The following is a 26527-nucleotide window of genomic DNA, read 5'->3' on the forward strand; positions in this document are numbered from 1 at the left end:
GTTGATTCGAAAGGCATTTTTCTCCTGGCACGGTCCCTGCAGAATGCGCTGGCGTTCACCGGCCCGGTGATCCCACAACCAGGAGACAAGACATGTTCCAGACCACGCGCCGCGTTGCGGTGATGGCCCTTGCCTGCGGCGCCGCCGCTGCCTTTGCCCAGTCGGGCGGCGAAATCCGCATCGCCCACGTCTACAGCAAGACCGGCCCGCTGGAGGCCTATGGCAAGCAGACCCAGACCGGTCTGATGATGGGCCTGAACTACGCCACGGGCGGCACCATGACGGTGGCGGGCAAGAAGATCGTGGTGATCGAGAAGGACGACCAGGGCAAGCCCGACCTGGGCAAGAGCTTGCTGGCCGCGGCCTACGCCGACGACAAGGCCGACCTGGCGATCGGCCCGACCAGCTCGGGCGTGGCGCTGGCCATGCTGCCGGTGGCCGAGGAATACCAGAAGATCCTGCTGGTCGAGCCCGCGGTGGCCGACTCCATCACCGGCGACAAGTGGAACAAGTACATCTTCCGCACCGGCCGCAATTCCTCGCAGGACGCCATCTCCAACGCCGTGGCGCTGGACAAGGCCGGCACCACCATCGCCACTCTGGCGCAGGACTACGCCTTCGGCCGCGACGGCGTGAAGGCCTTCAAGGACGCGGTCAAGACCGCCAAGATCGTCCACGAGGAATACCTGCCGACCAGCACCACCGACTTCACCGCCGGTGCACAGCGCCTGATCGACAAGCTCAAGGACGCGCCTGGCCGCAAGGTCATCTTCATCATCTGGGCCGGCGCGGGCAACCCGTTCAAGATCGCCGACCTCGACCTCAAGCGCTACGGCATCGAGATCGCCACCGGCGGCAACATCCTGCCGGCCATGGCCTCGTACAAGAACTTCCCCGGCATGGAAGGCGCCACCTACTACTACTTCGGCATCCCGAAGAACCCGGTGAACGAGGCCATGGTGGCCCAGCACTACACCCAGTTCAAGGCGCCGCCGGACTTCTTCACCGCCGGTGGTTTCAGCTCGGCCATGGCCGTTGTGACGGCGCTCAAGAAGAGCAACGGCGACGCCAAGGCCGCCACGCTGATTAAGACCATGGAAGGCATGAGCTTCGAGACGCCCAAGGGCACCATGACTTTCCGCAAGGAAGACCACCAGGCCATGCAGAGCATGTACCACTTCAAGATCAAGGTGGATCCGGCCTTCCCGTGGGGCGTGCCTGAGCTGGTGCGCGAGATCAAGCCCGCGGACATGCAGGTCCCGATTCGCAACAAGCGCTGAAAGCGCCTGTCCGTCTGACCCCTGCGCCGCGCTCGCGGCGCCAGGAGCCCCCATGCTTGAAACCACTGACCTCACGGTCCGCTTCGGCGGGCACGTGGCGGTGAATGCTGTGTCCTGCGCGTTCGCGCCGGGCACGCTGACCGCCATCGTCGGCCCCAACGGCGCCGGCAAGACCACCTACTTCAACCTGATCTCGGGCCAGATCAAGGCCACGGCCGGGCGTGTGAAGCTCAACGGGGTGGACATCTCGCAGCAGGGCGCGCCCGCACGGGCGCAGGCCGGGCTGGGGCGGGCCTTCCAGCTCACCAACCTGTTCCCCAACCTGACCGTGCGCGAGAACGTGCGGCTGGCGGTGCAGGCGAGGGCAGGCGCAGGGCTGAATCTCTGGAAGATCTGGAGCGACCGGCGCGATCTGGTGGTGCGGGCCGACGAGGTGTTGGAGACCGTGGCCCTGGCCGACAAGGGCGACCAGCTCGCGGCCAGCCTGCCGCACGGTGACCAGCGCAAGCTCGAAGTCGGCATCCTGATGGCGCTGGAGCCGCAGGTCTTCATGTTCGACGAACCCACCGCCGGCATGAGCGTGGACGAGGTGCCGGTGATCCTGAACCTGATCCGCCAGCTCAAGGCCGACAAGACCAAGACCATCCTGCTGGTTGAGCACAAGATGGACGTGGTGCGCGAACTCTCGGACCGCATCATCGTGCTGCACAACGGCGAACTGGTGGCCGACGGCGAACCCGCGACCGTGATCGCCTCGCCCGTGGTGCAGCAGGCCTACCTCGGCATCAACCCGGAAGAGGAGGCCACGGCATGAGCGAGACATTGCTGAAACTCGAAGGCGTGCACACGCACATCGGGGCGTACCACATCCTCCACGGAGTCGACCTGGTCGTGCCCAAGGGCGAACTCACCATGCTGCTGGGCCGCAACGGCGCCGGCAAGACCACCACGCTGCGGACCATCATGGGCCTGTGGCACGCCAGCCAGGGCCGCATCACGCTGGCCGGGCAGGACATCACCGCCCGCCAGACGCCCGAGATCGCCACCAGCGGCGTGGCCTACGTGCCCGAGAGCATGGGCATCTTCTCCGACCTGTCGGTGCGCGAGAACATGCTGCTGGCCGCGCGCGGCGCCCGCACGCTGGACGACATCGACACCACGCGGCTGGAATGGATCTTCGGCCTGTTCCCGGCCATGAAGAAGTTCTGGAACCACCCGGCCGGCAAGCTCAGCGGCGGGCAGAAGCAGATGCTGGCGGTCTCGCGCGCCATCGTCGAGCCGCGCCAGCTGCTGCTGATCGACGAGCCCAGCAAGGGCCTGGCGCCCGCGATCATCCAGAACATGATCGCGGCCTTCCGCGAACTCAAGGCCGCACAGACCACCATCCTGCTGGTCGAGCAGAACTTCAACTTCGCCCGGCAGCTGGGCGACAGCGTGGCCGTCATGGACGACGGCCGCGTGGTGCACAGCGGCTCCATGGCCGAACTGGCCGCCGACGAATCCCTGCAATCGAAACTGCTCGGCCTGAGCCTGGGAGCGCACCAATGAGTTTGTTCAAAGACATGGACTGGAAGCCCATGGCGCTGGTGCCGCTGCTGGCGCTGGCCGCGCTGCCGGCCGTCGGCAGCCCCTCGACCTGGCTGACGCTGACCGTGGCCGGCCTGGCCATGGGCATGATCGTCTTCATCATCGCCTCGGGCCTCACGCTGGTGTTCGGCCTGATGGACGTGCTGAACTTCGGCCACGGCGTGTTCATCGCGCTCGGCGCCTTCGTGGCCACCACGGTGCTGGGCAGCATGAACGCCTTCACCACCGCCGACAGCCTCTGGACCAACCTGCTCGCGCTGCTGCCGGCCATGCTGGTGGCGATGGCGGTGGCCGGCGCGCTCGGTCTGGTGTTCGAGCGCTTCATCATCCGCCCGGTCTACGGCATGCACCTCAAGCAGATCCTGATCACCATGGGCGGCATGATCATCGGCGAGGAAATGATCAAGGTCATCTGGGGGCCGGAGCAGATTCCGCTGCCGCTGCCCGAGGGCCTGCGCGGCTCGCTGCTGATCGGCGACGCCGCCGTGGAGAAGTACCGCATCGTCGCGGTGCTGGTGGGCGCTGCGGTGTTCGCCGCCATGGTCTGGACGCTCAACCGCACCAAGGTCGGCCTGCTGATCCGCGCCGGCGTGCAGGACCGCGAGATGGTCGAGTCGCTGGGCTACCGCATCAAGCGCCTGTTCGTCGGGGTGTTCGTCGCCGGCAGCGCGCTGGCCGGGCTGGGCGGCGTCATGTGGGGCTTGTATCAGCAGAACGTGGTGCCGCAGATGGGCGCGCAGGTCAACGTGCTGATCTTCATCGTCATCATCATCGGCGGTCTCGGCTCCACGCTGGGCGCGCTCATCGGCGCGCTGCTGGTGGGCCTGATGGCCAACTACACCGGCTTCCTGGTGCCCAAGGTGGCGCTGTTCTCCAACATCGCGCTCATGGTCGCCATCCTGCTCTGGCGTCCGCAGGGTGTGTACCCCGTCACCAGTCGTTGAGGAGCCGCCCATGCTTGCACGACTCCTATCCAAAGACCTGCCGCGCAGCCCCTGGCTGGCGGCTCTGCTGGTCGTTCTCTTCCTCGGCCTGGCCTTCGCGCCCTTCCTGTTTCCGGGCGTGAAGGCGCTCAACGTGGCGGCCAAGATCCTGATCTTCGTCGCGCTGGTGGCCAGCTTCGACCTGCTGCTGGGCTACACCGGCATCGTCAGCTTTGCGCACACCATGTTCTTCGGCATCGGTGCCTATGGCGTGGCGATTGCGCTCAGCTCGGTGGAAGAGGCCTCGTTCGGCACCATCGTGCTGGGTGTGATGTGCGCGCTGGGGGTGTCCACGCTGCTGTCGCTGCTGATCGGCCTGTTCTCGCTACGGGTGAGGGCAATCTTCTTCGCCATGATCACGCTGGCCGTGGCCTCGGCCTTCCTCACGCTGGCCTCGCAGCTCTCGGACTTCACCGGCGGCGAAGACGGCCTGACCTTCAGCGTGCCCGAGCTGCTCTCGCCCGGCTTCGAGCTGAGCGAAGAACCGCTGGCGCTGCCCTCGGGCGAGGTCAACCTCAACGGCAAGCTGCTCACCTACTACCTGATCTTCGCCAGCGTCTGCGCCATCTTCCTCACCCTGCTGCGCATCGTGAACTCGCCCTTCGGCCGCGTGCTGCAGGCCATCCGCGAGAACGACTTCCGCGCCGAGGCGCTGGGCTACCGCACCGTCGTCTACCGCACGCTGTCCAACGTGCTCTCGGCCCTGTTCGCCACGCTGGCCGGCTGCCTGCTCGCGCTCTGGCTGCGCTACAACGGGCCGGACACCTCGCTGTCCTTCGAGATCATGCTGGACATCCTGCTCATCGTCGTCATCGGCGGCATGGGCACGCTCTACGGCGCACTCATCGGCAGCGTGCTCTTCGTGCTGGCGCAGAGCTACCTGCAGGACCTGCTGCGCGTCGCTGGCGAGGCCACGGCCGGCATCCCGCTGCTGCCCGCGCTGCTCACGCCCGACCGCTGGCTGCTCTGGCTGGGCCTGTTGTTCGTGCTCTCGGTCTATTACTTCCCCACCGGCATCGTCGGCAAGCTGCGCGAACGCGCCGTGCTCGCACGGCTGAAAGGCATGAAATGAACGACCACGCTGTTGTGCCCCAGTCGCGCTACCTCAACTGCGAGGGCCGCGAAATCCACTTCATGGACTGGGCGCGCACGCCCGGCACCACCGACCACGGCACCGTCATCGCCTGGCACGGCCTGGCCCGCACCGGCCGCGACATGGACCCGCTGGCCGCGCACCTGAGCGCGCTCGGCTACCGCGTGATCTGCCCCGACACCATCGGCCGCGGCCTCTCGCAATGGAGCCCCGAGCCCAAGGCCGAGTACTGCCTGGCCTTCTACGCCAAGCTCGCGCGCTCGCTGGTCGACCAACTCGCGTTGGACCAGTTCCACTGGGTCGGCACCTCCATGGGCGGCGCCATCGGCATGGTGGCCGCCGACGGCCTGCTGCGCGGCCGCATCCTGCGCCTGGTGCTCAACGACAACGGCCCCAAGCTCGCCGACGCCGCCATCGAACGCATCCGCAGCTACGCCGGCAACCCGGCCAGCTTTGCCACGGTGAGCGAGCTGGAGCAGTACTTCCGCACCGTCTACAAGCCCTACGGCTGGCTCAGCGACGCGCAGTGGACGCTGCTGACCGAAAGCTCGGTGCGCCGCCTGCCCGATGGCCGCGTCACGCCGCACTACGACCCGGCCATGGTGATGCAGTTCACCGAACACCCGGGCGACTACGACCGCTGGGCCGAATACGACCGCATCGACATCCCGGTGCTGTGCCTGCGCGGCGCGGAGTCCGACCTGCTGCTGGCCGACACCGCAGAACAGATGCGCGACCGCGGACCGCGGGCGCTGGTGGTGACGATTGCCGGGTGTGGGCACGCGCCGGCGTTGAATGTGCCGGAGCAGATGAACATCGTCAGCCAGTTCCTCAAAAGCGCGGTCTGACACCGCCCGCGCCAGCGGCACCCCGACCTCATGTCGGGGTGTTTGGTTATTGATAGGAACGTTATCCGATTGATAGCACAGAACCTCGCACCGTCAGTCACAGAACGGATTCTTAGGGGTTGCAAAAAGCTTATTGACTGGACCGAATGAATCACTAAACGTTATTTTTTTCCTTCCTCAAACCACCAACCAGGAAGGAATCTTGGTGACCAAAAAAAAGCCCACGAACGCGACTTCCTGCGAGGACAGTCTGGCCTTGAGCAGCAGGGGGCAGGGCGGCGAGGTGCAGCAGCGAGGGGCCAAGGGCGGCGCGGTGCTGACCACCAACTCTACACCGAGGAAGGCAACTGGGATCTGGTGGGCAACAACATGCCGGTGTTCTTTATCCAGGACGCGATGAAGTTCCCTGACCTGGTCCGCGCCGTCAAACCCGAGCCCGACAGCGGCGTGCCCACGGCCGCCAGCGCCCACGACACCTTCTGCTGCAGGTCATCGGCCACATGACACTGGACCGCAACCCGGACAACTTCTTCGAAGAAAACGAGATGGCGGCCTTCAGCCCGATGCGCATCGTGCCGGGCATGGACTTCTGCAACGACCCCCTGCTGCAGGGGCGTCTGTTCTCTTACCTCGACACACAGCTGCACCGGCTGGGCGGGCCCAACTTCCAGCAGTTGCCGATCAACCGCCCGCGCTGTCCGATGGCCAACTTTCAGCGGGACGGCTTCGCGCAGACCCGCCAGCACAAGGGCCAGGTGGCCTACGAACCTAATACGCCCGACCCCGCTGCGCCCCGCGTGCGTCCGCCGCCGGCTTCGAGTCGGCCAGCGCCCATCCGGGTGAAGTGCTGGCGCGGGGGCGCCAGCGGGCAGCCTCTTTTAGCGACCACTACTCGCAGCCCCGTCTGATTTCCGCAGCCAGACCCCGCTGCAGCAGGCCCACCTGATCGCCGCCGTCGTGTTCGAGCTGTCGAAGGTGAAGGTGCCGCTGATCCGCGAGCGCATCGTCGGTCACCTGCGCCACATCGACGAAGATCTCGCCAAACGGGTCGCCGCCGGCCTGAACTTCTCGCCCCTGCCCGATGCGCTACCCGCGGCAGCGAAGGCGCAGGACCTGCCGCCATCCCCCGCGCTGTAGACCACCGGCAAATGGCTGGACACGCTCAAGGGCCGCTGTGTGGGCGTCGGAGGCGCGCGCCTGTCCAACCGCCGCCACCAGCCGGCCCACGGGCAGCTGGCCGGTCTGCCCTCGGTGCTGTTCGACGCCGTGGTGCTGCTGCTCTCCGAAGAGGCCGGCGCGGTGCTCGCCAAAGAGGCCGCCGCGGTGGATTTCGTGCGCCACGCCTTTGACCACCTCAAGGCCATTGCGCTGTCGCCGGGTGGCCAGCTGGTGGCCCAGGCCGCGGGCATCGAACCCGACAAATTCGTGGTCGGTGCCGACGACCCCAAGGCCTACGTGCGCGCCGCGAGCCAGCGCGCGTGGGACCGTGAACCCCTGGGCGCCAAGTCAGTCTTTGATGCACTTCTCAACTAAAGACGCACCACGCAGCGGAAACCCAGATGGCCGGTCGGCGAGTCGATGGCCTGTGCGTGTCGGGCCGCGGGCCTGTACCGGCGGCAATGATTTTCAGCGCAAAGGTAGGAGCCTCCCTTGATCACCTTGCGTGGAACGCGGGACGCATGCATGGGATCCAGGCTCTCGAACTCCCGTCCACCCCTGGGGTTGTGTTTGGAACAACAGTGCGGAGATCCCGTCTGCGCCACGACAGGCATCGACCACCAATCCTCGGTCCACTCCCACACGTTGCCAATCAGGTCCACGAGACCATAGGCGTTGGCGGGAAAGCTGCCGACCGGAGAGGTCCGAAACCAGCCGTCGACGCAGGAGTTGTGGTGGGGAAACTCCCCCTGCCAGTAGTTGGCCAGCATGGCTCCGCCTGGCGCGAGCTCGTCCCCCCAGGCATAGTCGCTCCCCACCAGTCCGCTGCGAGCCGCAAACTCCCATTCGGCCTCAGTGGGCAGTGACTTGCCGACCCATTCTGCGTACGCGGCGGCGTCGGTGTACGCGACGTGGACCACAGGGTGGAGTTCAAGACCGCTGAGGTCGCTTCCCGGTCCCTGGGGATGGCGCCAGCACGCCCCTGCACGAAACTGCCACCAAGGTGTCTGGGAAAAACTCCCGTGGCCCTCTTCGGTATCGAACACTGCCGATCCGGCGATTGCCAGCGCTGACGGATGCCCGGGGTAGTCTTCCAGTGGCAGGGGCTTCTCGGCCACCGTCACATGACCTGTGGCCGCGACGAAGGCGGCAAACGCGGCATTGGTCACCGGGGTTTCGTCCATGAGGAAGGCATCGACGCTCACTCGACGGGACGGTCGTTCTTCAGGATAGAAGTTGTCGCTGCCCATGGTGAAGACGCCTCCTGGCACAAGCCGCATGCGAGGTGTTGCCGCGTCCAATTGGGTCGTGTTGCCGGGGCTTGACGAAGCGTCTACTGTCTGGGGCATGCTTGTCGGTCGCCTATTTCTTGAAGGTGGGTGATATGTTGGTCCAGGCCCTGGGGGGCAGAGAGCTCTCCCAGGCTGTATAGCGTGCATTCAATTCGGCGAATATCTGCGGTTCGGCCGCCGACAGGTCGTGGCGTTCGGCGGGGTCGGCCTCCAGATCAAAGAGCCGTGCCACCCCGTTTCTGGGCTCGAGATAGAGCTTCCATTTGCCCACCCGAACCGCCGAGTAGGCGGCCAGCTTCCAGTAAAGCGCCTCATGGGGCTCGCCCGCGCTTTCCCCCCTCAGATAGGGCAGCAGATTGACGCCGTCCAGAGGCTTTGCTGCGGCTGTCGATACTCCGCAGGCCGCCGCTGCCGTGGGCAGGATGTCGAGGGTGCTCACGGGTTTTGAGAACAGCATCCCCGCGGGGATCTGTCCCGGCCACTTCATCATGTAGGGCATGCGGATGCCGCCTTCCATGGTGGAGTACTTGCCCCCTGAGAACGGCGCGTTGCTGCCTGGCCGGCTCAGCGCTGTTCCGTTGTCGCTCACGAACACCACGAGGGTGTCCTCCTCCAGACCGCAGGTCTTCAACGCGTTCAGCACAGCGCCCACCGCGTCGTCCTGCGCCTTCAGCAGGGCGTTGTACCCGCGCTGAGCGATGTTGGGGATGCTGGAGCGGAGCGCCTCAAAGTAGCTTTTGGGTACCTGCAGGGGCGGCACCGGCGAGTTCATTGCGAAGTACAGGAAAAAGGGTTGTTCGCTGTCTTTTTGGCGCCCGATGAAGTCAACCACCTGATCCCTGAAGTAGAACATCAGGTACTGATCGACTTTCACGATCTCGCCGTTGTGCCGGATTTCGTTGAGCCCCTCACGCGTCCAGGCTGTGTCGGCGGTCTCGTCGTGGAAATCCACCTTGAGGCTGACCATGTCCGGGTCGTCGGGCTTGGTGGACTGAAGGCTGGTGTTGCCGTAGAACACCACGGAATGATCAAAGCCTCGCCGGTGCGGCAGGAAGTCGGGCCCGTGCCCCAGGTGCCATTTGCCGATCACGGCCGTGCGGTAGCCGGCCGAATGGAAAAGCTCGCCGACGTTTTTCTCCGACAAGGGGATGCCTCGGCGCAGAAACTCAGCCTCACCCTGCAGGGGGGCGAGGCTGCCATCGTCTTCACGCACCTCGCGTCGTTCCGGCCAGGCGCCGGATGACACCTGCTGCTCAAACCCGAAACGCTGCTGGTAACGCCCCGTCACCAGCCCTGCGCGGGACGGGCTGCACAGCGGTGCGCTGGAGTAGCCGTCGGTGAAACGTACCCCGTCTCTACCGATGCTGTCGATGTGTACCGTCTCCACAAGCTGGCTGCCGTAGGCAGACAGGTCGCCGTAGCCCATGTCGTCGGCAAGTATCACCAGAACGTTGGGGCGCTTTTTCTTCGGGTTTTCAGTGCCCTGAGGGGAATGAGAAGAGGACATGGTCTGGATATTGAGAAGGGCGAGGCAAGGGCGGCGCGGGCGCCGTCACAGGGAAATGTTCTTGTCTTTGATGATCTTTTCCCAGCGCTGGGCATCGCGGCGGATGAACTCCAGGCCGGCCGCCGGAGACAGCTGGATCACCTCAAGACCGCGGTCCGAAAAGGACTTCACCAACGAAGGCTCCTGGACCGCCTTCGACATTGCATCGTGGATCACCGCCACGCGGTCTGCGGGGGTATCCGCCGGCACCATGAACATGTTCCAGGCACCGAAAGTCATGCCCTGAAAGCCCTGTTCTTCGTAACTCGGCACGCCGGGCAGCGAAGGGCTTCTCTGCAGGGAGTGCACTGCGATCGGCTTGACCTTGCCCGAAGCGATCATGGGCGCCGCTGAAGTGATCGTGTCGATCATGATGTCCACCTGACCGCCAGCCACATCGGTGAGTGCCGGTGCTGAGCCTTTGTAGGGTACGTGATTGATCCTTGCCTTGTGGCTGGCTTCCAGCAACTCCAGACCCAGATGGGACAAGGTGCCTGCGCCGGCCGACGCAGCGTTCAGTCCGCCCGACTGGGTGTTGGACAATGCCACCAGCGAGGGCAGGTCCTTCGCATTCAGGTCGTTGCGCGCAATCGTCACCAACTGGGCGTTCACGCCAACTCCGACCGGCACCAGCTGTCGAGGGATGTGAGGCGGTGTCTTGTACAGCGCCGGATTGGTCACGGATGACACAGCCCCCAGCAGAATCGTCAAACCATTGGCCGGTGCACGCGCCACAAAGTCGGTGCCGATGTTGCCTCCGGCTCCTACTTTGTTTTCCACCACCACCGGAACCTTCCAGCTGTCCGCCAGAGACCGCGCCACGGCGCGTGCCACGAAATCGGTCGAACCACCGGCCGGGAACGGCACGACGATGGTCACCGCACTGGACGGGAACTTGTCGGATGTCTGGGCGTGGGCAAGCAGGGGCACCAGTGCCGCGCAACCGAGCAGTGAGCCAACAACACGTCGAGAAACGGGCCGAGAGGAAAACATGGGGGGTCCTTTCAGGGGGGCAATGGGCGGGGACATGGTTCGGACACTGACTAGAAGATCTTTCCGGGATTCATCACCCCTGAACCGTCAAGAGCTCCTTTGAGCGCGCGCATGAGCCGGAGCTGTCCTTCGGGCGCAAACCGCTCAAGAAGCGCTTTCTTGTGCAGGCCGATGCCGTGCTCCGCGCTGATGGAGCCACCGTAGGCGACGGTGTGTTCATAGAGACACAAAGTGGCCTCACTGGCGAGCTCTGCGAATTGCGATGGAGCCAGGGCCTCTTGCGCAAGAAAATTCCAGTGCAGGTTGCCGTCGCCGACATGACCGAACACCAGGGATTCAAGTTGTGGCCAGCGGGAGGCCGTCATGGTCTGCATTTGGTCGATGAAGTCCGGAATCTTTGAAATCGGCACCGAAATGTCATGGGGTGAGCACCGAGGAAAGTTTTGCAGCATGGCCACGGGGACACTTTCCCGCACCGACCAGAAAAGATCGGCCTGACGCTGGCTGGTGGCCATGGCCGCTTCGTCCACCAGTCCGTCTTCGGAGGCTTTTTCCAGGCAGTCCAGCAGGGCGTCGTTCAGGGTCTCGCCGGGTTGAAGGGACGCCAGTTCGAGCAGAACGCAGCACCCGGTCGCATCGGGCAGCGGATGTGTCTTCTGGAGGTGCTGACAGGCCATCGTCACCGCCTCGGCAGACATGAATTCGAACGCGGTCAGCTCGGTGTCGAAACGGTCGCGCACCCTCACGAAGAGCTGGAGCATCGACCGGGCGTCTGCCGTGCTCAGAAGGGCTACCAGCCGTTGCTGCGGTCTGGGAAACAACCGCAGCGTGGCCGCAGTCACGACACCCCAGTGTGCCTTCCGTGCCGATGAACAGCTGCTTCAGGTCGAACCCCGCGTTGTCCTTGCGCAGCGATTTGAGCCCGCTCCATACACGGCCATCGGGAAGCACGGCTTCAACACCCAGGACCAGATCGCGCATGTTGCCGTAGCGAAGCACCGCCGTGCCACCGGCATTGGTCGAAATGCAGCCGCCAATCTGGCAGGACCCTTCGGCACCCAGGCTCAGCGGGAACAGACGGTCGTGGGCCTGTGCGGTGGCTTGCACCTGTTGGAGGATCGCACCCGCCTCGACCGTGATCGTGTTGGACACGGTGTCGACCTCGCGCACCCTGACGAGCCGTTCCAGGCTCAGCACGATCTGGGAGGCACCCGGGCTGGGCGTGGCGCCACCGGCCAGACCGGTATGCCCGCCCTGAGGGACAACGCCAACGCCGTTGGCCGCACACCAGGCGACGCACTGCGCGACCTCGGCCGTGTCTCTGGGCCGTACGATGGCCTGTGCGCGACCAGCACTCGCCCGAAGCCAGTCCGTTTCATACCGCTCCCTGGCGGCGGGCTCCGTGACCAGCGAGTGTTCGCCCAGCAACTGCTCGATCTGCGTTTCGATGTCCGTCATGGTTCCTGCACGGTCGGTGAAGGAAATGTCCTTCCGCCCAATTGACTTTAGTCAAGCGCAGAGCATGTGCGTAATCAAAGTTTCGATACGGGCGATCCGGTATCAGCATCGCCCTGCGTGGCGGTGAATGTGTCCCGGACCTGACGAAGCTCCTCCACCAGCCTCCGTGCCTGACTCGACACCGCTTCGCCCGAGCGTGTGATCACGCCGATCGGGCCTGTGACATGCGGGAGCTGGCTGATGAGGACTCGCAATCGGGCACCCACCCCATGGTCGCGCGCCACCCATTGCGGCATCGCGGCGAGGCGAAGGCTGCCCGTGATCAACGGCACGACCAGCGTCGGGGCCACGGCTTCGACGATGTCGTGTGGCAAGCGCCCGCATTCGCTGAGGAACAACGCTTCCAGGTTGCGCCGCAGTGTTGCGCTGGGGAACGGGAGAACCCAGGGCAGGTCCACAAGCGAGGCCAGGTCCTTGATCATGGACTCCGACACCCGATGGTGGGCACCGCAGACGACCGAAAAGCGCTCGGTGTAGAGACGCTCAAAGGCAAAAGCCCCTTTGGTTTCCATGGATGGCGCGCGGCCCAGCACCAGGTCAAGTCGCCCTTCGCGAAGGTCCGACAGCAATACCTCGTTCGTGCCTTCGAACAGCCGGACCTCCATGAGCGGGCTGTCCGCCTTGAGGCGCACGATGGCGTCGGTCAGGAGTTGGGATGGTGCGCCCGGAAACATGCCCACACTCAGCACGCCTGCGTTGCCGCTGCGCAAGTTCAAGGCTTCCTGGTAGACGTGGTCCAGACCGACCAGCACCATGGACGCGTGGCGCATCAGAAGGCGGCCCATGTCGGTCGGCACCATGCCCCGACTCGTGCGCTCAAACAAAGCCGCATCCATCAGCGATTCCAGCTCCTGGATCAGCCGGGTTGCTGCTGGCTGGCTCATTCCGAGCTGATCGGCCGCCTTGTGCAGGCTGCCGGCCGCTTGCAGTTCCGCCAGCAATGCCAATTGCCGCAGTTTGAGCCGGTTTCTAAGTGATGCGGGAATGGCAGCCATGGGGCATCGGGTGTTCTGATTCGGCAGTTTTCCGTAAGTGAGAGACAGTATGGCAGCGCCTCCCAACGTTCTCGGCCCTGCTGCGTTGCACCCTATAGAGACGAAGTGTTTGACGTTTCGTCAATCCTTCGCCCCCCTGGCCAACGCCCGCTCCCGGCTCGCCGCCAACTGCATCGGATCGTCCGCTTGCTTCGTCGGCCAGCCCTGCAGATGCCGCTCAGCCAGATCGGCCAGCGCGCGAATCCAGTCCGGGCTGTCGTTCAGACACTCGATGTATTCGAAGCGCTGGCCTCCCGCGTGTTTGAAGGCTTCCTGCGCTTCCATGCGGATTTCTTCCAGCGTTTCCAGGCAGTCGCTGGTGAAGCCGGGGCAGACCACGTCGACGCTCTTAAGGCCCTTCTGCGCCAGGGCGACAAGGGTCGGCTCGGTGTAGGGCTCCAGCCACTTGGCCTTGCCGAAGCGCGACTGAAAGGTGACGGTGTAGTCGTCCTTGGCGAGGCCCAGCTTCTCGGCCAGCATGCGCGCGGTCTTCAGGCATTCGCAGTGGTAGGGGTCGCCCAGGTGCAGGGTGCGTTCGGGCACGCCGTGGAAGCTCATCACCAGGTGGTCGCCCTGGCCGTGGTGCATCCAGTGCGCGCGGACCTTGCGGTGCAGCGCGTCGATGTAGCCGAGGTCGTCGTGGTAGCGGTTGACGAAGCGCAGTTCGGGGATGTGGCGGATCTTCTGGCTCCAGGTGGAGACGGCGTCGATCACGCTGGCGGTGGTGGTGCCGCTGTATTGCGGGTAGGCCGAGAGCACCAGCACGCGGGTCACACCCTGGGCCTTCAGTTCGTCCAGCACGGACGGGATCGACGGATTGCCGTAGCGCATGGCGTAGCGCACGGTGACCTGGTGGCCGCGTTCGCCGAGGTAGCCGCGCAGCAGCGTGGCCTGCTTCTCGGTCCAGACCTTCAGCGGCGAGCCTTCGGGCGTCCAGATGCTGGCGTACTTGGCGGCCGACTTCTTGGGCCGCACACGCAGGATGATGCCGTGCAGGATCAGCATCCACACCGCGCGCGGAATCTCCACCACGCGGGGGTCGCCCAGGAACTCCGCAAGGTAGCGGCGCAGGGCCGGTGCGGTGGGTTCGTCGGGGGTGCCGAGGTTGGCGAGCACGATGGCCGTGCGCGGCGCCTGGCCATGCTTGAAAGCGGGTTCGGTCTGGAAGGGCATGCGCTATTCTCCCGCAGCCATGAAGACCCCCGAGCACCCGCAACATCACACATCTGACCGGGGTCTGGACCTCGGCCGCATCCGCGCCATCACGCTCGATCTGGACGACACGCTCTGGCCGATCTGGCCTACCATCGAACGCGCCGAGCGGGTGCTGCAGGACTGGCTGGAAGCGAACGCGCCGGCCACGGGCGCCCTGTGCCGCGACCGCGCGGTGCTGCGCGAGGTGCGCGAGCGACTGAACGCCGAGCGGCCCGACCTGGCGCACGACATGACGGCGCTGCGGCTGGAGGCGATCCGCCGGGTGCTGCGGCGCGGTGGCGACGACCCCGCTCTGGCCGAGCCGGCTTTCGAGGTGTTTTTTGCCGAGCGTCAGCGCGTGGACCTGTTCGACGACGCGCTGCCGATGCTCGCCTTTCTGAGCGCGCGCTTTCCGGTGGTGGCGCTGTCCAACGGCAACGCCGACGTGCACCGCGTGGGCATCGGTGCGCACTTCCGTGCGTCGGTGAGCGCGAAGGAGTTCGGTGTCGGCAAGCCCGACCCGCGCATCTTCCACGCCGCCGCCGGGGCCGCGGGCGTGGCGCCGCACGAGGTGCTGCACATCGGCGACGACGCGCACCTGGACGGCGTGGGCGCGCTGAACGCCGGCATGCAGCTGGCCTGGGTGAACCGCGCCGGCCACGCCTGGGGCCACGCGCCGCTGGTGCCGCACCTCACGGTGAGCGACCTGCACGCGCTGTGCCGTGCGCTGGGGGCGGGCGCTTGACGCTGAGCATCCACGGGATTGCGGCTTCGCGCGCGCTGCGGCCGCTGTGGGCGGCGACCGAGTTGGGCCTCGACTTCCAGCACGTGCCCACGCCCTACCAGGGCGGTGCGACACGCACGCCCGAGTTCCTGGCGCTCAACCCCAACGGCCACATCCCGGTGGTGGTGGACGCGCGGCCGGAGGGCGAGGTGGTGGTGTGGGAGAGCATGGCTTGTGCGCTCTACGTCGCGCGCCACCACGGCGCCGCCGACGGCGTGTCGATCACGCCGGCCACGCCGCGCGAGGACGCCGAGGCGCTGCGCTGGAGCTTCTGGGTGATGGGCGAGTGCGAGGCGGATGCGCTGAGCGTGCTGATGCACCGCGTGGTGATGCCCGAGGGGCGGCGCAAGCCCGAGCTGGCCGACGCCGCCGAGCGCCGGCTGGCGGTGCCGCTGCGCGTGATGGAGCAGCATCTGGCGCGCCAGCAGGCGCGGGGCGAGGCCCACTTGGCCGCCGACCGTTTCACCGTGGCCGACCTGTGCGTGGCCAGCGTGCTGCAGTGGCTGCGGCCGGCGCGCGGGCTGATGGACGCCCACCCGCTGACGCGCGACTGGGTCAAGGCCTGTGTGCGCCGGCCGGCGTTTCACGCGGCGCAGGCGCTGGACCGCTGAGGCGACCTCAGGTCAGGCCGCGCAGGCCAGCCGCGCCGCCGCCAGACCGCTGCGCACCGCACCTTCGATCGTGGCCGGGTAGGGGCCGTCGACGTAGTCGCCCGCCGCCAAGAGCCCCGGCGCTATGGCGATGGCCGGGCGCTGCAGCGCGGGCGTGCAGGCGAAGGTGGCGCGTTTTTCCACCACCGTCTGGATGGCTTGCAGATTCCGCAGCCCCAGCTGTTGGGCAGCCTGTGCCAGCACCCGTTGCTGCAATTCGTCGCGTTCGCCTTCGCTGGCGCTGATCACGAAGGCCAGCACCCCCTGGGCGGACGCATCGTTCGGGCGCAGCTGGCCGCGGTCGAAAGCAAACTGCGCCGGCGCGCCGGGGCCGCTGCGCAGCGCGACCATCGGCGCGGAAAGGCGGACGCCAGGCGCCCAGGCGTAGACGGTGGTGATGGCGGTGAAGTCCAGCTGGCGGGTTTGAGCCGCCCAGTCGCGCCGCGCGGCGTCGCTGGGGTTCGCCTCGGTGGTCGCGCCGATGGCCGAGGCGGCCGGGCTGGCCGCGGTGGCCCAGATCACCCGGTCGAAGTTTTCCGACCAGCCGTCGCCCGCCAGCGTCCAGCCGGGACCTTGCTCTGTGAGCATCGCGACCCGCGTGCCCAGCCGCACCCGCGCGCCGAGACGGCGGCAGGCGGCATCGGGCAGCAGCGCGCCCAGGTCCTCGCGCGGCAGCAACAGGGCCGAGGCCGACCAGCGCCCGAAGCCCTGACCGAAGAGCGCATCGCGCATGACGGTCAGGAACACCTGGGCGCTGGCCTGCGTCGCGGGCAGGTTGAGCGCCGAGACGCACAGCGGCTCGATCAGTTCGTCCATCACCCGCCCGGGCAGGGCGCGGCACAGCTCGCCCACCGTGAGCGCAGGCGCGCAGACAAAACCCGAGCGCTGCCAGGCCAGCGAGGCGCGGACCAGCGCCAGGCGTTCGGACCCGCGCCAGCCGCGAGCGGTGAGGATCGCCGCCACCGCGTCCAGCGGCGCCGGCCAGCGCGCGGCCCAGGCCGGCGTCTGCAGGCCGCTGCCATCGGGGTAGGGCAGGGACAGGGGTGTGCCGAGCAGGGACTGTTCCGGCGCCACGCCCAGGCGCTGCATCAGCCCCAGGGTTTCGCGGTAGGCGCCGATCAGGATGTGTTGTCCGTTGTCCAGCCGCAGCGGCACGCCGTCGGGCCTGTGGGCGGGCAGGGCGCGCGCGCGGCCGCCGGGCGCGCGGGTGGCTTCGAAGAGGGTGACGTCGGCGCCGAGCGCCATGGCCTCGACAGCGGCGGCCAGACCCGCCCAGCCGGCGCCGACGATGCCGATCTTCACAGTCTTCCCAGCGCCTGGACTTTCCACGCCAGCCAGAACTTGCGCAGCGGGGTCAGGCTCACGCGCTGCGTCAGCACCAGCACGGGGTCGGCGGCGATCTCCTGCAACAGGGTGCGGTAGATGCTGGCCATCATCAGGCCCGGTTTCTGGGCGCGGCGGTCGGACTCGGGCAGCAAGCCCAGCGCCTCGTCGTAGGTCTTGAGCGCGCGCTCGCACTGGAAGCGCATCAGCTCGCGGAAGCGCCGGTGGAAGTCCGCGGTGTCCATACCGGGGGCGGCACCGCGCTTGATCAGCTCGTGGGCCTTCACATCGAAGCGCTGCAGCTCGTTGACCGGCAGGTAGATGCGGCCGCGCGCCGCGTCCTCACCCACGTCGCGCACGATGTTGGTCAGCTGGAAGGCCAGGCCGAGCTTGTGCGCGTAGTCGGTGGTGCGCGGGTCGGTCTGGCCGAAGATGCGTGCCGCCACCTCGCCCACGATGCCGGCCACCAGGTGGCAGTACTGCTGCAGGTTCGCGAAGTCGAGGTAGCGGCTCTGGTCCAGGTCCATCTGGCAGCCGTCGATCACGGCCAGAAGGTGTCGGGCTTCGATGCCGAAGGTGGCGGTGTGCGGCATCAGGGCCTGCAGGGCGGGGTGGTCGGCGCGGGACGCAAAAGCCTGTGCCACCTGCTGGCGCCACCAGGCCAGCTTGGCCTGCGCCACGCCCAGGTCGCTGACCTCGTCGACGACATCGTCGACCTCGCGGCAGAAGGCGTAGAAGGCCGTGATGGCGGCGCGGCGCTCGGGCGGCAGGAACAGGAAGGCGTAATAGAAGCTGCTGCCGGAGGCTGCGGCCTTCTGCTGGGCGTAGTCTTGCGGGTTCATGGGCATGGTGTGGGGGCCAAGTGTACGCAGCCGCTTCCGCCCCATTTAAAGATGCACTGGCAAGACCCGATACTTCGGGGCATGCTGCCCACACACCTGTTTCTCCCCTCCGTTCGCCGTTTCCTCGCCCAATGTGGCCTCCTGCTGGTCTGTTGGGGCGCGGGCATGGCCGGCGCGGCAACGCCGGTCGAGCAGCCGCGGGGAGTGGACACCTCGCACCACAACATGGCCGTCGACTGGGCTGCGCTGCGGGCGAGCGGCGTGCACTTCGTCTTCATCAAGGCGACGGACGGCCTGGACTACCTGGACCCCGCATTTGCCGACAGCTTCCGCGCCGCGAAGCAGGCCGGCCTGCTGCGCGGTGGCTACCACTTCTATGAGACCAACGACGACGGCGCTGCGCAGGCGGCCTGGTTCATTCGAAATGTGGAGCTGCAACCCGGCGACATGCCCCCGGTGGTGGACATCGAGCGTATCAAGGCGCCGGTCGACGGTGACCTGCACACCCAGTTCGCTGCCTTCCTGGCCGCGCTGGAGGCGCACTATGGCCGGCCAGCCATCATCTACACCGGCCCCAACTTCTGGAACCACGCAATGCGCCAGCACTTCCCGGGGCGTCCGCTGTGGGTCGCCCAGTACGGGGTGTCCGCGCCGACGGTACCCGAGGGCTGGTCCACCTGGACCTTGTGGCAGTACACCGAAACCTGGCTGACCCCGGGCGTGCAGGCGCCGATCGATGGCAACGTGTTCAACGGCGACGCGGCGAGCCTGCGCTCGCTGTTGCTGCCGGCCGTTGCCAAGTGATTTGTGCGTTAAGTCGATCTTCAGTCCTCGTGTCTACGCTGCGAACGCGATTTCGCACACCACCCCACGAGGTATCCATGAAGAATTCCAGTCGTCGCGTGTTCATGCTCCAGGTGGCCGCCGGGTCGGCCCTCCTGTCCGCCGTCACGGCGCAGGCCCAGACCTTGCCCATGGTCAACGAGAAAGACGCCCAGCCCGTGGCCCTGGGCTATGTCGCGGACACCAACAAGGCCGACGGGAAGAAATTCCCCAAGCACGCAGCCACCCAGAAGTGCGGCAACTGCGCGCTCTACACCGGCAAGCCCGATGCGCCCTCAGGTCCCTGCGGCATTTTTCCGGGCAAGGCGGTGGCCACGGGTGGCTGGTGCAGCGCCTATTCGAAGAAGGTCTGACAAAGAAGGCCTGGTCGCGACCTTTAACCCTCGGTGAACACGCGATCGTGACCAGGCGCCAATGTCACGTGCCAGCGGTCGTTGCGCTGCAGGTGGCCCTGGTCTTCCAGCTGCCGCAGCGTGCGGGCGACCGACTCGCGCGTGGTCCTGAGCAGCTCGGAGAGGGCGATGTGGCTGGGAATGCGGACCATGCGTGTGCCCTGTTCGTGCGCCAGCAGGAGCAGCGTGGCCACCAGCTGGCGGTGCAGGCCGCGCAGTCGCATCGTCTGGCCCCAGTCGGCCAGCCGGGCGATGGTTGCGCCGATCTGCAGGTTCAGCATGTCCTGGAGTGCGGGGTCCTTGCACAGGGCGCTGCGCATGGCCGCGACCGGCACGTCGCAGATTCGTCCCGGTGAAAGCGCCTGCGCACCGACCTGGGTGTTCTGGCCCAGCAGGCCCATCAGTCCCAGGAGATGCCCGCGCCCGACCAGCGCCACCGGGCGCAGCACCTGGTCCGGGCCCGAGCGGGTGAGCATCACGGTGCCGAGCTTGATGGTGCGCACCACCTCGGCGTCTGCGGCTTCGGCCTGCAGGACTTCACCTTTGCGAAACCGCTGCTCCCGGATCAGCGCACCCAGACGGTCCTGCTGCGGGCGCGGCATCTGGCCGATCAGGCAGCTCATGCGCGCCGCGCAGGCCAGGCATCGGGGCGGGGGAACGGCGGAAAGAGCTTCAGAGGGCGGCATGGATCGGGCGGTGGGCGGTGGCCGTCGCGTGGCTTGGTTCTTGACGCGCCGTTTCTGATTCATCGGCGCGCCCCTCCCGGGCTTGAGGTCCACAGGACTTCGGGGCCGGATCAGTCTTCGGGGTTTGCCACAGAGGTTCCAGGGGCGGCGCAGGGAACTGCGAGCGCCGTCACATTTGCACCAAATAAAGGCGCCCGGCCCGGAGCCCAGTTGCATGAAAGCAAAGGTTGGCAAGCGGACAGCGGTTAGTGTCCAGGGCTCGCCTCGGTGCAGTTCTTTTGCCTTCGTTCAGACGCCGCATTCCTGTGATGACTTCGTCCAGAGATTTCCACCACCCGCTCGCGCTGCGGTCGGACCCGGCATCGCCGTCGGGCACCGGCACCGTAGGCGACCCATCCATCGCCGCCCGGCTGGCCTCGGCCGAGCAGACGCTGCGCGACATTTCCCACGCGCTTGCCCACGACCTGCGCACCTCGCTGCGACACGTGGCGAGCTACGCACAGCTCTTGGGCGATCCCGTTTATGCCGGCCAGCCGGGCCAGGTCACGAGGCTGTCGCACAAGGTCATGGACTCCACCCGGCGCTTGCAACACCTGATGGAGTCCGTCTCGGCGCTGGCGCGGCTGCAGGCGGCGGACCTTCATCCGGTCCGTGTGGACGTGGGCCAGATGGTGCAGGTGGTGCTCCGCGACCTGCAGCTGGGCCAGCGCGGCCCCGTGGTGTCGTGTGTGTTGGCGCCGGGGCTGCCGCCCGCACGCGCCGACGCGGCGCTGCTGCGCCGCGTCTGGGAAGAGTTGCTGGACAACGCGCTGCGCCACGCCCTCAGCCATGACCAGCCCTGCATCGAGGTTTGTTACGAAGCCGTGCCGGGAGGCCACGCATACTTTGTGCACGACAACGGCCTGGGGTTCGAGCCTGAGAAGGCGGCCGAGCTGTTCGGGCTGTTCCAGCGCGCACAGGGCGTGCCGGAACCGGGCCTAGGGGTGGGGCTGGCCCTGGTGCGGCGCATTGTCGAATGCCATGGCGGCAGGGTCTGGGCCACGGCCCGCCCCGGCGAAGGCGCGCGTTTCGGTTTCAGTCTGCCGGCCGACGCAGGCTGAGGTTGGCGCCGGTCAGCGCCCGCCAAAGCATCAGCGGCAGGTCGGCCTTGCCGACACTCGGCCGCTGCAACCAGCTGCGGTGGTCGATGGCGGCCATCTTGTCCAGGATGCGCATGCCGCCCTGGACCACCAGACGAAGTTCCCAGCCGGCCCGGCCGGGAATGCGGCGCGCGAGCGGGGCCCCGTCAAGCATCAGCGTCCGGGCTTCTTCGCACAGCCGGCACACCACCTTTTGGCAGCGTGCCTGCACCTCGGGCGCCGCGCCGGCCGAGAAGTCTTCCAGCCGCAGCCCTTGGCGCTGCAGCGCATCGGCGGGCAGGTAGTGCCGTCCCCGGGCGTGGTCCACCGAGATGTCCTGCCAGAAATTGATCAGCTGCAGCGCGCTGCACACCGCGTCGCTCTGGCGCAGCGACGCATCGTCGTGGATGCCGTACAGATGCAGGAGCAGGCGCCCGACCGGGTTGGCCGACAAGCGGCAATAGGCCAGCAGTTCGGCGGTGTCGGCGTACACATGGCCGCTGGCGGTGTGGCGGACGTCCTGCTCGAAAGCGCTGAGCAGGTCGTGGAGCAGCGCGCCCGGCAGCCGGTGGTGCTCGATCGCGCGGGCCAGCGGGCCGAACACCTGAGGCCACCGCGCTGCTTCGTGCGGCTGGCCCGACAGGCACTGGGCCAGCGCGGCCCGGTAGGCCAAGAGCTGATCCAGGCGCTCGGACGCCGAGGCCTGACCCTCGTCGGCGAGGTCGTCGGCGGTTCGCGCGAAGTGGTAGATGGCCACCACCGCGGGGCGGATCGCTGCCGGGCAGAGCCAGGACGCCACCGGAAAATTTTCATAGTGGCCGACCTCGCTGGTCATTGGGCTGGCGGACGGTGACATGGGCGGCGGGCGCTGCAGGGGTTGACGGGGAAGGGCCGAAGACGGGTCTGTACGACAGGCACAGTCGCCGGATTGTGCGTCGACACCGGAACGCCGATTGCACTAGAATTGGTTACTAACCGGTCAGTCATTAATATGACGACCGGTCCACCGCCATCCCCACCGCACACCGCCGTTGCCATGAAGACACCGCTGTATGTCCCCGTCCTGATGTTCGCCCTGTTGGTGGGCGCCTGTTCCCGTCCCGAAGCGCCCCAGGAGCCGGTTCGGGCGGTGAAGCTGATGACCGTGTCCCGCTCGGCGGCCCAGTCCCAGTTCGGGTATGCGGGTGAGGTTCGGGCGCGCACCGAGTCTCGTCTGGGTTTTCGCGTGGGCGGCAAGCTGGTGCAGCGGCCCGTGGAGGTGGGTCAGCGTGTGGTGGCCGGGCAGTTGCTGGCCCAGCTGGATGCCCAGGATCTGGCGCTCGCGGCGCAGGCCGCGCAGGCCCAGATCGTCGCAGCCCAGACCCAGCGCGATCTGGCCGCCGCCGACTTCAAGCGCTTCTCCGACCTGAAGGCCCAGGGTTTCGTGAGCGGGGCCGAGATCGAGCGCCGGCAGGCCGCACTCGACGCGGCCGAGGCGGCGCTGCGCCAGGCCCGTGCCCAGGGCGCGGTCCAGGGCAATCAGGCGGGCTATGCCCGGCTGGTTGCCGACGGTCCTGGTGTGGTGCTGGCGGTGGAGGCCGAGGTGGGGCAGGTGATTGCGGCGGGCACGCCGGTGGTTCGGCTGGCGCGCGATGGTGCGCGCGACGCGGTGATCGCGGTGCCCGAAGACCGGGTGTCGCGGCTGAAGGTCGGCCAGACCGCCCAGGTGCGGCCGTGGACCTCCGCCCGGGACGCATTGGAGCCACTGGCTGCGCAGGTGCGCGAGATCGCGGCCAGCGCCGATCCGCTGACCCGGACCTTCCAGGTCAAGCTCGGTCTGTCCGCCGATGCCCGCGTCGCGCTCGGTGCCACAGTGTCGGTGGCATTCGCCGACGACGCCGGCGCTGCTCCGGCCGCCCCCGCGCCGGTGCGCTTGCCCACCAGTGCCCTGATCCAGGCGACCGGAGGCGGCAAGGACACGGCTGTCTGGGTATTCGATCCCGCCAGCAGCCGGGTGAACATGCGGACCGTCGAGGTGTCCGGCGCCGACGGCAACGAGATGCTGGTGGTGTCCGGCCTCAAGGACGGTGAAGAAATCGTCGCGGCCGGTGTGCATGTGCTCTCTCCCGGCCAGCAGGTCACCCGCTTCGCCGCGGCCGGCAAGCCCTGAGGTGGACGATGAGCCAGAGCCATCCCAACACCTCCGAAGCGCGCGATTCCTGGATCTCGCGCATGAACCTGTCCCAGTGGGCGCTGGACCACCAGGCCTTCACCCGCTACCTGATGATCGTGCTGATGCTGCTGGGCGTGGCGGCGTACTTTCAGCTCGGGCAGGACGAGGACCCTCCGTTCACCTTCCGCGCCATGGTGGTGCGCGCCTACTGGCCGGGCGCGACCGCGCAGCAGGTGTCCGAACAGGTGGCCGACCGCATCGAGAAGACGCTGCAGGAGGTGCCCTATGCGGACAAGATCCGCAGCTATTCCAAGCCGGGCGAGACGCTGATCCTGTTCCAGGTGCGAGACAACTCGCCGGCTTCGGAAATCCAGCAGACCTGGTACACCGCGCGCAAGAAGGTGGGCGACATGCGCGCCACCTTGCCGCAGGGCGTGGTCGGGCCGTTCTTCAACGACGAGTTCGGTGATGTGTTCGGCGTCATCTACGCCCTGCAGGGCGACGGCTTCACGCCGGCCGAGCGCAAGCGCGTCGCCGACGAGGTGCGCCAGAAACTGCTGCGTGTGAAGGACGTGAACAAGGTCGAGCTGTTCGGCGTCCAGGACGAGAAGCTGTTCATCGAGATCTCTCACCAGCGTCTGGCAACCCTGGGGCTGGACATGCAGCAGGTGCTGGCGGCGCTGGGCCAGCAGAACGCGGTCGAGCCGGCCGGCACCGTGCAGGCCCCGCACGACGTGGTGCAGGTGCGCGTGGCCGGGGCGTTCGGCTCGGTGGAGCAACTGCGTGCCATGCCCATTCGCGCCGCCAACGGTACCCAGCTGCGCCTGGGGGACATCGCGCAGATCCGCCAAGGCTACATCGACCCGCCGCAGGTGATGGTGCGCCACAACGGCATGGACAGCATCGCGCTGGGCATTTCCATGTCCAAGGGCGGCGACATCATTGCGCTGGGTGAGGCCCTTCAAACCGCGCTGACCGACATCCGCAGCCACCTGCCTGCGGGCATGGAGCTGGTGCAGGTGCAGGACCAGCCCAGCGCCGTCAGCCGCTCGGTCAATGAGTTCGTCAAGGTGCTGATCGAGGCGGTGCTGATCGTGCTGGCGGTCAGCTTCGTGAGCCTGGGTCTGCACCGCCGCGAGGGCGGCACAGGCCTGCGACGCTACGTGCTGGACGTGCGTCCCGGCCTGGTGGTGCTCATCACGATTCCGCTGGTGCTGGCGATCACTTTCCTGGCCATGCGCTACTGGAACATCGGTCTGCACAAAATCTCGCTGGGCTCGCTGATCATCGCGCTGGGCCTGCTGGTGGACGACGCGATCATTGCGGTCGAGATGATGGTGCGCAAGCTGGAAGAGGGCTATTCCATGATGAAGGCGGCCACCTTCACCTGGGACGCGACCGCGATGCCCATGCTCACCGGCACGCTGATCACGGCGGCTGGTTTCCTGCCCATCGGGCTGGCCAACTCGACCGTCGGCGAATACACCTTCGCGATCTTCGCGGTCACCGTGATTGCTCTGGTCATTTCGTGGGTGGTGGCGGTGATGTTTGTGCCCTACCTGGGCGTGCGGCTGCTCAAGGTCAAGGCCCACACCGGGCCAGCGCACGAGGTGTTCGACGGTCCTTTCTACGTCAGATTCCGGGCGCTGGTGAACTGGTGCGTCGAGCACCGCTGGATCACCATCGGCCTGACCATTGCCACCTTCGTGCTGGGCATGGTGGGCATGGGCAAGGTGCAGCAGCAGTTCTTTCCCGACTCCGCTCGGCCCGAGGTGCTGGTCGACATCTGGCTGCCCGAAGGCGCCAGCGTGGCCGCCACGGACGAGGTGGCGCGGCGGGTCGAGGCCCGCCTGGCCCGTGAGCCTGGCGTACTGAGCGTCAGTACCTGGGTGGGATCGGGCGTACCCCGCTTCTACCTGCCCCTGGACCAGATCTTTCCGCAGACCAACGTGTCGCAGATGATCGTGCTGCCCGAAGATCTCGTGACCCGTGAGCGCATCCGCAAGGCGTTGCCCGAGCTGCTGGCCACCGAGTTCCCCGAAGTGAGAGGGCGGGTGAAGCTGCTGCCCAACGGTCCTCCCGTGCCGTACCCGGTGCAGTTCCGCGTGGTGGGCACCGACCCCGCGGTGCTGCGTGGTCTGGCCGACGAGGTCAAGGGCATCATTCGGGCCAGTTCCAGCATGCGCGGCGTCAATGACAACTGGAATGAGTCGGTGAAGGCGCTGCGTCTGAAGGTCGACCAGACCAAGGCCCGTGCGCTGGGTGTGTCGAGCCAGTCGATTGCCAACGCCACCCGCACCATCCTCAGCGGCAGCACCGTCGGCCAGTACCGCGACGGCGACAAGCTGATCGACATCGTGCTGCGCCAGCCGCTCTCCGAGCGCGATGCGATCACCAGCCTGGACAACGCCTACATCCCGACCGCCAGCGGCAAAAGCATTCCGCTGTCGCAGATTGCGAAGCCGGTGTTCGGCTGGGAGCCGGGCGTGATGTGGCGCGAGAACCGGGACTACGCGATCACGGTGCAGGGCGATGTGGTCGAGGGTCTGCAGGGCGCCACCGTGACCGCCGAACTGCTCCCGGCGCTGCGCAAGGCGGAGGCTGGCTGGCTGGCCAAAGGGCTGACCGGCTACCACGTCCAGGTGGCGGGCGCTGTGGAGGAGAGCAGCAAGGGCTCGTCGTCGATCGCCGCCGGCATGCCGGTCATGCTCTTCATCACCTTCACCCTGCTGATGCTGCAGCTGCAGAGCTTCAGCCGTTCGCTGCTGGTCTTCCTGACCGGGCCGCTGGGCATGGCCGGGGTGGCTGGCGCGCTGCTGCTGCTCAACCGCCCGTTCGGCTTCGTGGCGCTGCTGGGCGTGATCGCACTCATGGGCATGATCCAGCGCAATTCGGTGATCCTGATCGACCAGATCGAGCAGGACCGTGCCCGCGGCGTGCCGGCCTGGGACGCCATCGTCGAAGCCGCGGTGCGCCGCATGCGGCCTATCGTGCTGACCGCGGCGGCGGCCGTGCTGGCCATGATCCCGCTCTCCCGCAGCGTGTTCTGGGGTCCGATGGCCGTGGCCATCATGGGCGGGTTGATCGTCGCGACCGTGCTGACGCTGCTGGCACTGCCGGCGATGTACGCCGCATGGTTCAGGGTCCGGAAGGGTTCCTGAGCACGGATACAATAGAAGGTTGCCGTCGGCGGCGCCCGTGCATCCAGGTG

Annotated in this window: 23 protein-coding genes and 2 pseudogenes; 14 read left to right on the forward strand and 11 right to left on the reverse strand. The window is 67.0% G+C overall.

Features of this window, described 5'->3' with window-relative positions; translation table 11 throughout:
* The first annotated feature begins 92 nt into the window (after positions 1–92).
* The 7 genes and pseudogenes from RCO38_RS07230 to RCO38_RS24320 all read left to right on the forward strand — a co-directional run.
* Positions 93–1280 (forward strand): substrate-binding domain-containing protein, encoded by a 1188-nt coding sequence (locus RCO38_RS07230; RefSeq protein WP_308327633.1) that lies wholly within the window; start codon positions 93–95, stop codon positions 1278–1280.
* A 52-nt stretch (positions 1281–1332) separates the two neighbouring features.
* Positions 1333–2094, forward strand: a complete 762-nt coding sequence (locus tag RCO38_RS07235; RefSeq protein ID WP_308327634.1) for an ABC transporter ATP-binding protein — start codon at positions 1333–1335, stop codon at positions 2092–2094.
* Entirely contained in the window at positions 2091–2828 is a 738-nt protein-coding gene (locus RCO38_RS07240) for an ABC transporter ATP-binding protein (protein WP_308327635.1), read from the forward strand. The genes RCO38_RS07235 and RCO38_RS07240 overlap by 4 nt, the downstream gene beginning before the upstream one ends.
* Positions 2825–3811 carry a branched-chain amino acid ABC transporter permease gene (locus RCO38_RS07245; RefSeq protein WP_308327636.1) on the forward strand — a complete coding sequence of 329 codons (987 nt, stop codon included), beginning with the start codon at positions 2825–2827 and terminating at the stop codon, positions 3809–3811. The genes RCO38_RS07240 and RCO38_RS07245 overlap by 4 nt, the downstream gene beginning before the upstream one ends.
* Positions 3812–3821: 10 nt before the next feature.
* A complete protein-coding gene (locus tag RCO38_RS07250; RefSeq protein ID WP_308327637.1) occupies positions 3822–4922 on the forward strand; it encodes a branched-chain amino acid ABC transporter permease in 1101 nt (366 codons plus the stop codon).
* Complete coding sequence (locus RCO38_RS07255) at positions 4919–5791, forward strand: alpha/beta fold hydrolase (protein ID WP_308327639.1); 873 nt, start codon at positions 4919–4921, stop codon at positions 5789–5791. The genes RCO38_RS07250 and RCO38_RS07255 overlap by 4 nt, the downstream gene beginning before the upstream one ends.
* Before the next feature lie 273 nt (positions 5792–6064).
* A pseudogene (locus RCO38_RS24320) lies at positions 6065–7324 on the forward strand (catalase); the annotation flags it as partial.
* On the opposite strand, the gene RCO38_RS07265 reads toward RCO38_RS24320, so the two are convergent.
* The 7 genes and pseudogenes from RCO38_RS07265 to hemH form a co-directional block, all read right to left on the reverse strand.
* Positions 7321–8298: a formylglycine-generating enzyme family protein gene (locus RCO38_RS07265; RefSeq protein ID WP_374694523.1), complete on the reverse strand. Its 978-nt coding sequence runs from the start codon at positions 8296–8298 to the stop codon at positions 7321–7323. The pseudogene RCO38_RS24320 and the gene RCO38_RS07265 sit on opposite strands and share 4 nt — an antisense overlap.
* A gap of 13 nt (positions 8299–8311) precedes the next feature.
* The gene (locus RCO38_RS07270; protein ID WP_308327640.1) at positions 8312–9748 is read right to left on the reverse strand and encodes a sulfatase-like hydrolase/transferase; all 1437 of its coding nucleotides are present in this window, start codon (positions 9746–9748) and stop codon (positions 8312–8314) included.
* A gap of 45 nt (positions 9749–9793) precedes the next feature.
* The gene (locus tag RCO38_RS07275; protein ID WP_308327641.1) at positions 9794–10780 is read right to left on the reverse strand and encodes a Bug family tripartite tricarboxylate transporter substrate binding protein; all 987 of its coding nucleotides are present in this window, start codon (positions 10778–10780) and stop codon (positions 9794–9796) included.
* A gap of 50 nt (positions 10781–10830) precedes the next feature.
* The gene (locus RCO38_RS07280; RefSeq protein ID WP_308327642.1) at positions 10831–11622 is read right to left on the reverse strand and encodes an FAD-binding oxidoreductase; all 792 of its coding nucleotides are present in this window, start codon (positions 11620–11622) and stop codon (positions 10831–10833) included.
* A gap of 145 nt (positions 11623–11767) precedes the next feature.
* A pseudogene (locus RCO38_RS24270) lies at positions 11768–12238 on the reverse strand (FAD-binding oxidoreductase); the annotation flags it as partial.
* A gap of 74 nt (positions 12239–12312) precedes the next feature.
* Positions 12313–13293 carry a LysR family transcriptional regulator gene (locus tag RCO38_RS07290; RefSeq protein ID WP_308327644.1) on the reverse strand — a complete coding sequence of 327 codons (981 nt, stop codon included), beginning with the start codon at positions 13291–13293 and terminating at the stop codon, positions 12313–12315.
* Between the two features lie 120 nt (positions 13294–13413).
* Entirely contained in the window at positions 13414–14505 is a 1092-nt protein-coding gene (hemH, locus tag RCO38_RS07295; RefSeq protein WP_308327645.1) for a ferrochelatase, read from the reverse strand.
* Between the two features lie 19 nt (positions 14506–14524).
* On the opposite strand from hemH, the gene RCO38_RS07300 reads away from it, so the two are divergent.
* Both RCO38_RS07300 and RCO38_RS07305 read left to right on the forward strand, forming a co-directional pair.
* Positions 14525–15271, forward strand: coding sequence for an HAD family hydrolase (locus tag RCO38_RS07300; protein ID WP_308328067.1), 747 nt, complete (start codon positions 14525–14527; stop codon positions 15269–15271).
* Positions 15268–15921 carry a glutathione S-transferase family protein gene (locus RCO38_RS07305; RefSeq protein WP_308327647.1) on the forward strand — a complete coding sequence of 218 codons (654 nt, stop codon included), beginning with the start codon at positions 15268–15270 and terminating at the stop codon, positions 15919–15921. Before RCO38_RS07300 ends, RCO38_RS07305 begins: the two co-directional genes overlap by 4 nt.
* A gap of 12 nt (positions 15922–15933) precedes the next feature.
* Here the strand turns inward: RCO38_RS07305 and hpnE are convergent, their stop codons facing one another.
* Both hpnE and hpnD read right to left on the reverse strand, forming a co-directional pair.
* Positions 15934–17262: a hydroxysqualene dehydroxylase HpnE gene (gene hpnE, locus RCO38_RS07310; protein ID WP_308327648.1), complete on the reverse strand. Its 1329-nt coding sequence runs from the start codon at positions 17260–17262 to the stop codon at positions 15934–15936.
* Positions 17259–18125 (reverse strand): presqualene diphosphate synthase HpnD, encoded by an 867-nt coding sequence (gene hpnD / locus RCO38_RS07315; protein WP_308327649.1) that lies wholly within the window; start codon positions 18123–18125, stop codon positions 17259–17261. Before hpnD ends, hpnE begins: the two co-directional genes overlap by 4 nt.
* 81 nt (positions 18126–18206) lie before the next feature.
* Between hpnD and RCO38_RS07320 the strand changes: the two genes are divergently transcribed.
* Both RCO38_RS07320 and RCO38_RS07325 read left to right on the forward strand, forming a co-directional pair.
* Complete coding sequence (locus RCO38_RS07320; RefSeq protein ID WP_308327650.1) at positions 18207–18929, forward strand: glycoside hydrolase family 25 protein; 723 nt, start codon at positions 18207–18209, stop codon at positions 18927–18929.
* Between the two features lie 77 nt (positions 18930–19006).
* Positions 19007–19321, forward strand: coding sequence for a high-potential iron-sulfur protein (locus RCO38_RS07325; RefSeq protein ID WP_308327651.1), 315 nt, complete (start codon positions 19007–19009; stop codon positions 19319–19321).
* 23 nt (positions 19322–19344) lie between these two features.
* Here RCO38_RS07325 and RCO38_RS07330 read toward each other — a convergent pair whose 3' ends face one another.
* Complete coding sequence (locus RCO38_RS07330; RefSeq protein ID WP_308327652.1) at positions 19345–19983, reverse strand: Crp/Fnr family transcriptional regulator; 639 nt, start codon at positions 19981–19983, stop codon at positions 19345–19347.
* Positions 19984–20354: 371 nt separating this feature from the next.
* Here RCO38_RS07330 and RCO38_RS07335 point away from each other — a divergent pair, with 371 nt between their 5' ends.
* On the forward strand, positions 20355–21146 hold the full coding sequence (locus RCO38_RS07335) for a sensor histidine kinase (protein ID WP_308327653.1): 792 nt from the start codon (positions 20355–20357) through the stop codon (positions 21144–21146).
* Here the strand turns inward: RCO38_RS07335 and hpnC are convergent.
* Positions 21121–22020 carry a squalene synthase HpnC gene (gene hpnC / locus RCO38_RS07340; protein ID WP_308327654.1) on the reverse strand — a complete coding sequence of 300 codons (900 nt, stop codon included), beginning with the start codon at positions 22018–22020 and terminating at the stop codon, positions 21121–21123. The two genes, RCO38_RS07335 and hpnC, sit on opposite strands and share 26 nt — an antisense overlap.
* Before the next feature lie 180 nt (positions 22021–22200).
* Between hpnC and RCO38_RS07345 the strand changes: the two genes are divergently transcribed.
* Together RCO38_RS07345 and RCO38_RS07350 are read left to right on the forward strand one after the other, a co-directional pair.
* Entirely contained in the window at positions 22201–23313 is a 1113-nt protein-coding gene (locus RCO38_RS07345) for an efflux RND transporter periplasmic adaptor subunit (RefSeq protein ID WP_308327655.1), read from the forward strand.
* A gap of 8 nt (positions 23314–23321) precedes the next feature.
* Positions 23322–26477, forward strand: a complete 3156-nt coding sequence (locus tag RCO38_RS07350; RefSeq protein ID WP_308327656.1) for an efflux RND transporter permease subunit — start codon at positions 23322–23324, stop codon at positions 26475–26477.
* Positions 26478–26527 lie beyond the last annotated feature (50 nt).

The organism is Hydrogenophaga pseudoflava (genome assembly GCF_031020795.1).
Taxonomy (GTDB): Bacteria; Pseudomonadota; Gammaproteobacteria; order Burkholderiales; family Burkholderiaceae_C; genus Hydrogenophaga; species Hydrogenophaga pseudoflava_A.